Annotated in this window: 8 protein-coding genes and 1 tRNA gene; 4 read left to right on the forward strand and 5 right to left on the reverse strand. The window is 67.2% G+C overall.

Annotated elements, in window-relative coordinates; all coding sequences use genetic code 11:
- The 4 genes from VGT00_16855 to VGT00_16870 all read right to left on the reverse strand — a co-directional run.
- Positions 1 to 866: efflux RND transporter periplasmic adaptor subunit (locus tag VGT00_16855; protein ID HEV8533096.1), on the reverse strand; the 866-nt coding region annotated here is incomplete at its 3' end.
- Between the two features lie 52 nt (positions 867 to 918).
- Positions 919 to 1,004, reverse strand: a tRNA-Leu gene (locus VGT00_16860).
- Positions 1,005 to 1,059: 55 nt separating this feature from the next.
- Positions 1,060 to 1,437, reverse strand: a complete 378-nt coding sequence (locus tag VGT00_16865; protein HEV8533097.1) for a VOC family protein — start codon at positions 1,435 to 1,437, stop codon at positions 1,060 to 1,062.
- Between the two features lie 3 nt (positions 1,438 to 1,440).
- The gene (locus VGT00_16870; protein HEV8533098.1) at positions 1,441 to 2,709 is read right to left on the reverse strand and encodes an alkaline phosphatase family protein; all 1,269 of its coding nucleotides are present in this window, start codon (positions 2,707 to 2,709) and stop codon (positions 1,441 to 1,443) included.
- A 76-nt stretch (positions 2,710 to 2,785) separates the two neighbouring features.
- Here VGT00_16870 and VGT00_16875 point away from each other — a divergent pair, with 76 nt between their 5' ends.
- The gene (locus VGT00_16875) at positions 2,786 to 3,187 is read left to right on the forward strand and encodes a hypothetical protein (GenBank protein HEV8533099.1); all 402 of its coding nucleotides are present in this window, start codon (positions 2,786 to 2,788) and stop codon (positions 3,185 to 3,187) included.
- 199 nt (positions 3,188 to 3,386) lie between these two features.
- On the opposite strand, the gene VGT00_16880 is transcribed toward VGT00_16875, so the two are convergent.
- Positions 3,387 to 3,845, reverse strand: coding sequence for a MaoC family dehydratase (locus VGT00_16880; protein ID HEV8533100.1), 459 nt, complete (start codon positions 3,843 to 3,845; stop codon positions 3,387 to 3,389).
- Between the two features lie 125 nt (positions 3,846 to 3,970).
- Here VGT00_16880 and ispG point away from each other — a divergent pair, with 125 nt between their 5' ends.
- The 3 genes from ispG to VGT00_16895 form a co-directional block, all read left to right on the forward strand.
- Positions 3,971 to 5,176 (forward strand): flavodoxin-dependent (E)-4-hydroxy-3-methylbut-2-enyl-diphosphate synthase, encoded by a 1,206-nt coding sequence (gene ispG, locus VGT00_16885; GenBank protein HEV8533101.1) that lies wholly within the window; start codon positions 3,971 to 3,973, stop codon positions 5,174 to 5,176.
- Positions 5,177 to 5,324: 148 nt separating this feature from the next.
- Positions 5,325 to 6,065: a cupin domain-containing protein gene (locus VGT00_16890; protein ID HEV8533102.1), complete on the forward strand. Its 741-nt coding sequence runs from the start codon at positions 5,325 to 5,327 to the stop codon at positions 6,063 to 6,065.
- Positions 6,066 to 6,100: 35 nt separating this feature from the next.
- The coding region (locus VGT00_16895) for a sodium:solute symporter family protein (GenBank protein HEV8533103.1) at positions 6,101 to 7,687 on the forward strand (1,587 nt) is incomplete at its 3' end.

Raw genomic sequence — 7,687 nt, forward strand, 5'->3', positions numbered from 1 at the left:
GTGGGGATGAGCGTGCGAACCTTGCCGGGGATCTGCCAGTCCGGATAGGCGTCGAGGATGGCGGTGACGGGCTGCCCGTCGCGGACCCGCGCGATGTAGGACTCGTTCACGTCCACCTCGATCTCGAGCGAGGTCATGTCGACGACCGTGGCGATGCCCGTGCGCGTGAAGCCGCCCCCCGCGGAGATCGGCGACACCATCTCCCCGCGCTGGGCGTCCTTGGACACCACGATGCCGGCAAAGGGCGCCCGCACGATGCAGTTGTCGATGTCCTGCTCGGCCATCTTGATTCGCGCGTCGGCCGCGCCGATCTGCTGCCGGGCCAGCACGATCCGCGCCTTGAAGCTGTCCACGGCGAGGCGCGCCGTGTCGATCTGCTGCTCGGCGATGAGGCGGCGCTGGAAGAGCTCTTCGTTCCGCTTCAGCTCCCGCTCGGCATTGGCGAGATTGACCTGGAGGTCGCCCAGGGCGGCCGCGGTGGCGTTACGATCGGCGATGGCGGCGGCGAGGCGCACCTTGGCGTCCGAGTCGTCGAGCCGGGCGAGCACCTGACCAGCCTCGACGCGCATTCCCTCCTCGGCATAGATCTCGTTCACGCGCGCGGTGATCTTGGCGGCCACGGTGGCGCGGCGTCGCGGCGTCACGTACCCGCTCGCGTTGAGGAGGGTGGGGCGACCGCCCTTGTCCGCGCGCACGATGGCCGTCTGTACCTCGGGAATCTGCTCGCGGAGCAAGGCGTATCCGGTGCCGGCCAGGACGAGGAGGCCAACGGCGGCGACGATGAGCACGCGCCAGCTGCGGCGCTGCGGCCCGCGTCGCGCGCGCTCGTCGATCCTCAGGGCGGAGAGATCAGGTCGATCGGCCATCGCCACAGGATACTGTCGAACGGAATGCGCTGCTACCTCAGCGGAGGGAGGGTGGTGCGAGAGGGGGGAGTTGAACCCCCACGGGTTGCCCCACTGGATCCTAAGTCCAGCGCGTCTGCCAGGTTCCGCCACTCTCGCCCGACGCGATTTCGATACGTTACCACAGAGCCCGTGCCGTTCCGCGGCTCCGCTTTCACTGCCGCCGAGGTTGAAAGAGTTCGATCGGGTTGCCCGACGGGTCGTCCAGCAGGATCTGCGAACCGCCCGGTCCGGTCACGATGTCGCTACGGAACTGAACCCCGGCAGCGCGGAGTCGATCGACCTCTCCCGAGAGGTCTTCGACCACGAGGTGGATGCGGTTCCAGCCCCCAGGACCGGGCCGGCGTCCATCGGGCATGGGACGGCCAGCCGAGCTCGCCGGTCCGCTGAGCAGCAGCCGCAAGTCGCCACGGGCGACGTCGGCAAAGGCCGGCAGTGTCTTGGAGATGAGCGTGAACCCGAGGCGGGTCGTGTAGAAGGCGACGGCCGCCTCGACATCGTTGACCATGTAACGCACGTTCACGGTGGTCATCGTTCACCGCGCCGCCGGCAGCGGCTGACCGTCCATGCCGTCCCAGGGCAGACCGAGGTGCTCCAAGACGGTGGGGGCGATGTTCACGTGCGACACAGGCGTCTCGACCGTTGCGCCGGCGCCATAGCCTGGCCCTCTCACGAAAAGAAACGGCCGCTGCTCGTTCGGCCCGAGGCCGCCGTGCTGGCCAAAGCCGGTGAAGTCTCGGCCGTCCAGGTCGGCGGCGATATCGCCATAGCCCCAGATGCCGAACTCATTGGGCCGGTTCTCCGTACGGAGCGAGACGGCGGCAGCCACGGGGCCGTCGGTGGGTATGCTGACCTCGGCGAGCTGCTCGCCCGTGAAAATCCTGCCCACCCAGTCCTGCGACTCCAGGAAGCGCCGCAGCTCGTTCACGCTGGCCTTGGCGTCGCGTGCCCGATAGATCAGGGTTGCCGTGCCATTGGGCGCCGTGACCAGATCATTCGAATTCTGGCCGGCCTTGAGCCCCGCTTCTACGAGCAAATCGTCCACCGGGATCGTCCGCGCGGTCGTCTCCATGCCGTGATCCGAGCAGACGAGCAGGAGCGTGTCGCCGCCCAGCTCCTCCAGCGTGTCGAGGACGCGCTTCACGCAAGCGTCGGCCGCCCGGAGCGCGGACAGGTGCGCGGGCGACCCGAGCGGCGACTTGTGCCCTGTGTTGTCGGGCTCGGAAAGCCAGAGCACGCCGAGGGGCGGCCGCCGCTCGCGCAGCACCTCGTCGCAGAAGCGGGCCGTCATGGCGGCGTCGCCCGCCTCGCCCTTCTCGATGTCGAGCTGTTCGGCGGCAGGCAGCGGCACGAGCCCGGGACCGAAGGAGCCCGCGCTGTGGTAGACGTGGCCGAAGCCGTCGGGATCCTGGAAGTATGCGGCACCCGCGGAAACGTTGGACATGACAATGGAGCCGCCATGACCGGCCAGCCGCTCGGCCAGCGTGGGCGCGAGCAGGGTTCGGCCCGTGGCCTTCCGCATGCGCTCCCGGAACTCTGGCTTGGCCACCGAGAGACAGACGAGCCCGGCCCCTTCGTCGAGCACCATGGTATTGCCGAGGAGACCGTGGCGGCCCGGATGGCAGCCCGTGGCGATGGAGGCCGAGGTCACCCGAGTCACCGACGGAAAGACACCTGTGCATCCGGTGTAGTTCGTCGACCTCGCGCCGAGGGCGTCCAGAGTCGGCGCCGTGTCGGGCCGGATCAGGTCGGCACGGAGACTGTCACACACGACGATCACCGCGCGGCGCGTTGGAATAGTCACGGAAGGAAGACTACCAGAGTTCGATCGTCGTGCGGGGCACCTTGACGATGGGGCGGGCCTCTTCTACTCTCGATGCATGACAAGCGCATGGCGCTCGATTCTGATCGTGCTTCTCGCCGCCTTCGCGCTCTCGGGCTGCGGCACCTGGTCGGGCGTGAAGCAGGACACGCGGGCCGCGAAGGACTACACCTACGAGAAGAAGGATGAGTACGAGAGCCGGCTCAAATACCAGATGCTCGAGCTCGACGCAAAGACGGAAGAGCTCAAGGGCAAGGCGGCCAATGCCACGGAGTCGGTGAAGCGCGAGTTTGACAAGGACATGAGCGAGCTCGCCCGGCAGAAGGCCGTGCTCAATCAGAAGCTGGAGAGCGTCAAGTCTTCCTCGGCGGCGGCCTGGGAGGATACCAAGGCCGGGGCCGAGTCGGCCTGGGATTCGGTCAAGCGCACGTACGAGCGCGCCAAGGCTCGATTCCAGTAACCGTTCTCCGCTAGGCTCGCCCCCTCACCCTGCCCTCTCCCCCGATGGGGGAGAGGGATCCAAATGAATCTCTCTCTACTCTTCAAAACGAATCCCTCTCCCTCTCCGAGGGAGAGGGCCGCAGTTCGAGCTGAAGGGCGCAGCCCTGAGGCGAGGGCTGAGTAGACCAGGGTGGCGTTGTATCGGCGAACGGTCTAGCTCACGAGTATTGGATGCCGAGGACCTCGGCCACCAAGGCGGGGCGCTCCTGGCCTTCGACCTCGATCACCATCTCCGAGGTGATGCGGACGCCGTTGTCCGGGACGTCCTCGACATTCTTGATGGTCTGCTTGAGACGGATGCGCGAGCCGGCCGGCACGGGATTGGTGAAGCGGATCTTGTTCGAGCCGTAGTTGAGGCCGCGCTTGCGCTTGTTGACCTTCAGGAGTGTCGGGGCCAGGCGCGGGAGCAGCGAGAGCGTCAGGTAGCCGTGGGCGATGGTCTTGCCGCCCGGCATCTCCTTCTTCGCGCGCTCCACGTCCACGTGGATCCACTGGTGGTCCCCGGTGACCTCGGCGAACTTGTCGATCATGGCCTGATCCACCGTGATCCAGTCGCTGGGGCCGAGGGTCTTGCCGATGTGCTGCTTGAGGTCCTGCGGGGTCTCGACAGTGAGCATGAGCACGCTCCTTGAAGGTTACTTCATGAAGGCTACTTAATGGTTACGGCCGCCGATTATGCCTCAAGGCGCGGCCTCCCACCAGCGCCGGTCACACCCGCCCGCCGTGGTATATTTCACGAGAGATGAGCGCCACCAATCGCAGGAAGACCGTGGTCGTGGACGTGGGCGGCGTCAAGGTCGGTAGCCAGCGGCCCATCGTGGTCCAGTCCATGACCAATACGGACACGGCGGATATTCCCGGGACGGTCGCGCAGGTCAACGCGCTCCACGCCGCGGGCAGCGAGCTCGTGCGCGTGACCGTCAACAACGACGAGGCGGCGCGGGCCGTCCCAGAGATCGTCAAGCAGGTCAGCGTGCCGATCATCGGCGACTTCCACTACAACGGCCACGTGCTCCTGACCAAGTATCCCGACTGCGCCAAGGCCCTGGCCAAGTACCGCATCAATCCGGGCAACGTCGGGGGCAAGCACCACGACGAGAACTTCAGCGCCATCGTGAAAGTGGCCGTGGACAACGGCAAGCCCGTACGCATCGGCGTCAACTGGGGGAGCCTCGACCAGAATCTCCTCACGGAGATGATGGACGCCAACGCCAAGCTTTCCCAGCCGCTCGACGCGCGCGACGTGACCATGAACGCCATGGTCGAGAGCGCGATCCAGTCCGCCGAGCTGGCCGAGCAGACCGGCCTCACCCACGACAAGATCATCCTCTCCGCCAAGGTGTCGGGCGTGCAGGACCTGGTGGACGTGTATCGGATGCTCGCGCCCCGCTCGGACTATCCGCTGCATCTCGGCCTGACCGAGGCGGGCATGGGCGCCAAGGGTGTGGTGGCGAGCACGGCGGGGCTCTCCATTCTTCTCCAGGAAGGCATCGGCGACACGATCCGTGTCTCCCTCACGCCCAAGCCCGGCGGGGACCGCACGGAAGAAGTGCTGGTCGCCCAGCAAATCCTCCAGTCCATGGGACTCAGGAGCTTCCTCCCGCAGGTGACGGCCTGTCCCGGCTGCGGTCGCACGACCTCCACGTTCTTCCAGGAGATGGCGGAGGAGATCCAGACCTATCTCCGCGATCAGATGCCCGTGTGGAAAGCCAAGTACGCGGGGGTGGAAGAGCTCAAGGTGGCGGTGATGGGCTGCGTGGTCAACGGCCCCGGCGAGAGCAAGCACGCCAACATCGGCATCTCGCTCCCCGGCACCTTCGAGGAGCCCAAGGCGCCCGTCTTCGTGGACGGCGCCCTCAAGCTCACGCTCAAGGGCGACACCATCGTCGCCGAGTTCCTGAAGATTCTCGACGACTACGTCGAGAAGCGCTACGCGTCTCGGAAGTAACCTCGCCCCGCTGGCTCCCTCATTCGCCCAGGCGCTGGCCCTCGCCTGCTCGGGGCTCCCCGTCCAGATCGCGGCCGAGCGACGGTACGAGCGCAAGCCCACGCGGAAGCAGATCGAGCGGGCCTTTACCTCCGGCGCCACCATTTACATGCCGCAGGCGCATCAGGTGCTGCCGCGCGTGGCGCGGCTCATGGCGGCGCTGCGCGCGAGCCGCTTCGGGCCCGGCCGCGAGGAGTGCTCCTTTCTCTTCATCGTCAACGGTAAGGGACGCCAGGGCCTGGGACTCCACCACGACGGGCCCGTCGAGTCGATCTGGGTGCAGCTCGAAGGCCGGCGCACCGTGACAACGGGGCCACCGGTGCGACGCGGCACGCGCCAGGATCTCGACGAAGGGAAGATCGGACGCGGGTGGAAGACACGCGATCTCGAGCCCGGCTCGCTGTTCTATCTGCGCCCATACACTCCGCATCGCGTGATCTGCCATGGCCGCTCACTCGCGCTCTCGCTGACCTGGAAGTTGAGGAAAAAACGGCTCGCCGGCCCCCGGGCCGCCCGCTCGCTTACCTCTTGGGATGTGGCGGAAGGGCGCGCCGAACCCATGCCTCGGGCCAGTCGCGACCGGCTCTGGACCCAGGTTCCTGTCTTCGCTGGGCCCATCGACAAGAAGCGCGGCGATTTTCCGCTCTGGCTGCCGGGCGGCACGGTCAGGCTGCCAGCGTCAGCGTGGCCCATCGCGAGACGGCTCACCACCATGCCAACCCTGAGCCGTCGCGCATTGCCCCACGCGGCCCAGCCGCTCCTCGAGCTAGGCATTCTCGGCCCCAGAGACCTCCCGCTCCGCATCGTGCCCAAGAATCCGCGCGCCCTCGACGGCTGGCGCTTCGCTTGACAGGCTGGCGGCTGACGGCATAACGTCTCGGCAGCATGGCCATCTCGCCGCTCGACTGGGCGATCGTCGCTGCGTACTTCCTCTTCTGTACGGTCATCGGGCTCTACTTCACCAAGCGCGGCGGGCAGAGCCTCGACCAGTACTTCCTCTCCGGCCGTCAGGCCCCCTGGTGGCTGGCCGGCACGGCCATGGTCGCCACCACCTTCGCCGCCGACACGCCGCTCGTCGTCACGGCCCTCGTGGCCACCAAGGGGGTGGCAGGCAACTGGCTCTGGTGGAATTTCGTCATGAGCGGCATGCTCACCGTCTTCTTCTTCGCCCGGCTCTGGCGCCGCGCCGAGGTCATGACGGACGTGGAGCTGGCCGAGCTGCGCTATGGCGGCGGGCCCGCGGCCTTCCTGCGCGGGTTCCGGGCCATCTACCTCGCCATCCCGATCAACCTGATCATCCTCGGCTGGGTGACGCGGGCCATGATCAAGATCCTCACCATCTCGCTCGGCTTGAAGGACGTCACCATGCTCGGCATGACGGTGAGCGGCGAGGTGGTGGCCGTGGGCATCTGCTTCGCCATCACGGCCGTCTATGCAGTCGCCGCCGGGATGTGGGCCGTGATGTGGACGGATCTCGTCCAGTTCGTCGTCAAGATGAGCGCGGTGATCGTGCTCGCCGTGTACTCCGTGCGCGCGGTGGGCGGCATCGACGTGCTCAAGGCCAAGGTGATCGCCCATTTTGGCAGCGAGACGGCCGCGCTCTCCGTCCTGCCCGTGAGCGTGACGGCGACCGGCATCTATGCGTACGCCTGGATGCCCCTCCTCACCCTCGGCGTCTACCTGTCCGTGCAGTGGTGGGCGGCCTGGTATCCGGGCGCGGAGCCCGGGGGCGGCGGCTATGTCGCCCAGCGCATCTTCAGCGCCAAGTCGGAGAGGGACGGCGTGCTCGCCACCCTCTTCTTCCAGATCGCCCACTACGCGCTCCGGCCCTGGCCGTGGATCGTCACGGGCCTGGCCACGGTGATTCTGTACCCGACGCTTCAGGACCGAGAAGCCGGCTACGTGCAGGCCTTCGTGGATCTCCTGCCCACGCCGTGGCGCGGCTTCATGCTGGCCGGATTCGCCGCGGCCTACATGAGCACGGTGGCCACGCACCTGAACTGGGGCGCCTCCTACCTGGTCAACGACTTCTACAAGCGCTTCGTGAATAAGCACGGCACTGAGGCGCACTATGTGGCCGTCTCGCGGATGGCCACCGTGCTCCTCTTCTTCGCGTCCATCGCGGTGACCTCGCAGCTCACGAGCATCGAGGGGGCGTGGGAGCTGCTCCTGGCCCTCGGCGCGGGCACGGGCCTCGTGCTCATCCTGCGCTGGTACTGGTGGCGCATCAACGCGTGGAGCGAGATCTCGGCCATGGTGGCGAGCTTCGCGGTCAGCCTGCTCGGCTTCGCCTTCCTCAAGCCGCGGTTCGCGGCGAACGATCCGAACGCGACGGCGACCATCATGCTCGTGACCGTAGCCTGCAGCACGGTGGCCTGGCTGGTGGTGACGATGCTCACGCGCCCGGAGCCGGACGCGGTGCTGGAGGCGTTCTACCGGCGCGTGCGGCCCGGGGGGCCGGGATGGGCGCGG

The sequence above is a fragment of the Candidatus Methylomirabilota bacterium genome, from assembly GCA_036002485.1.
GTDB lineage: Bacteria > Methylomirabilota > Methylomirabilia > Rokubacteriales > CSP1-6 > AR37.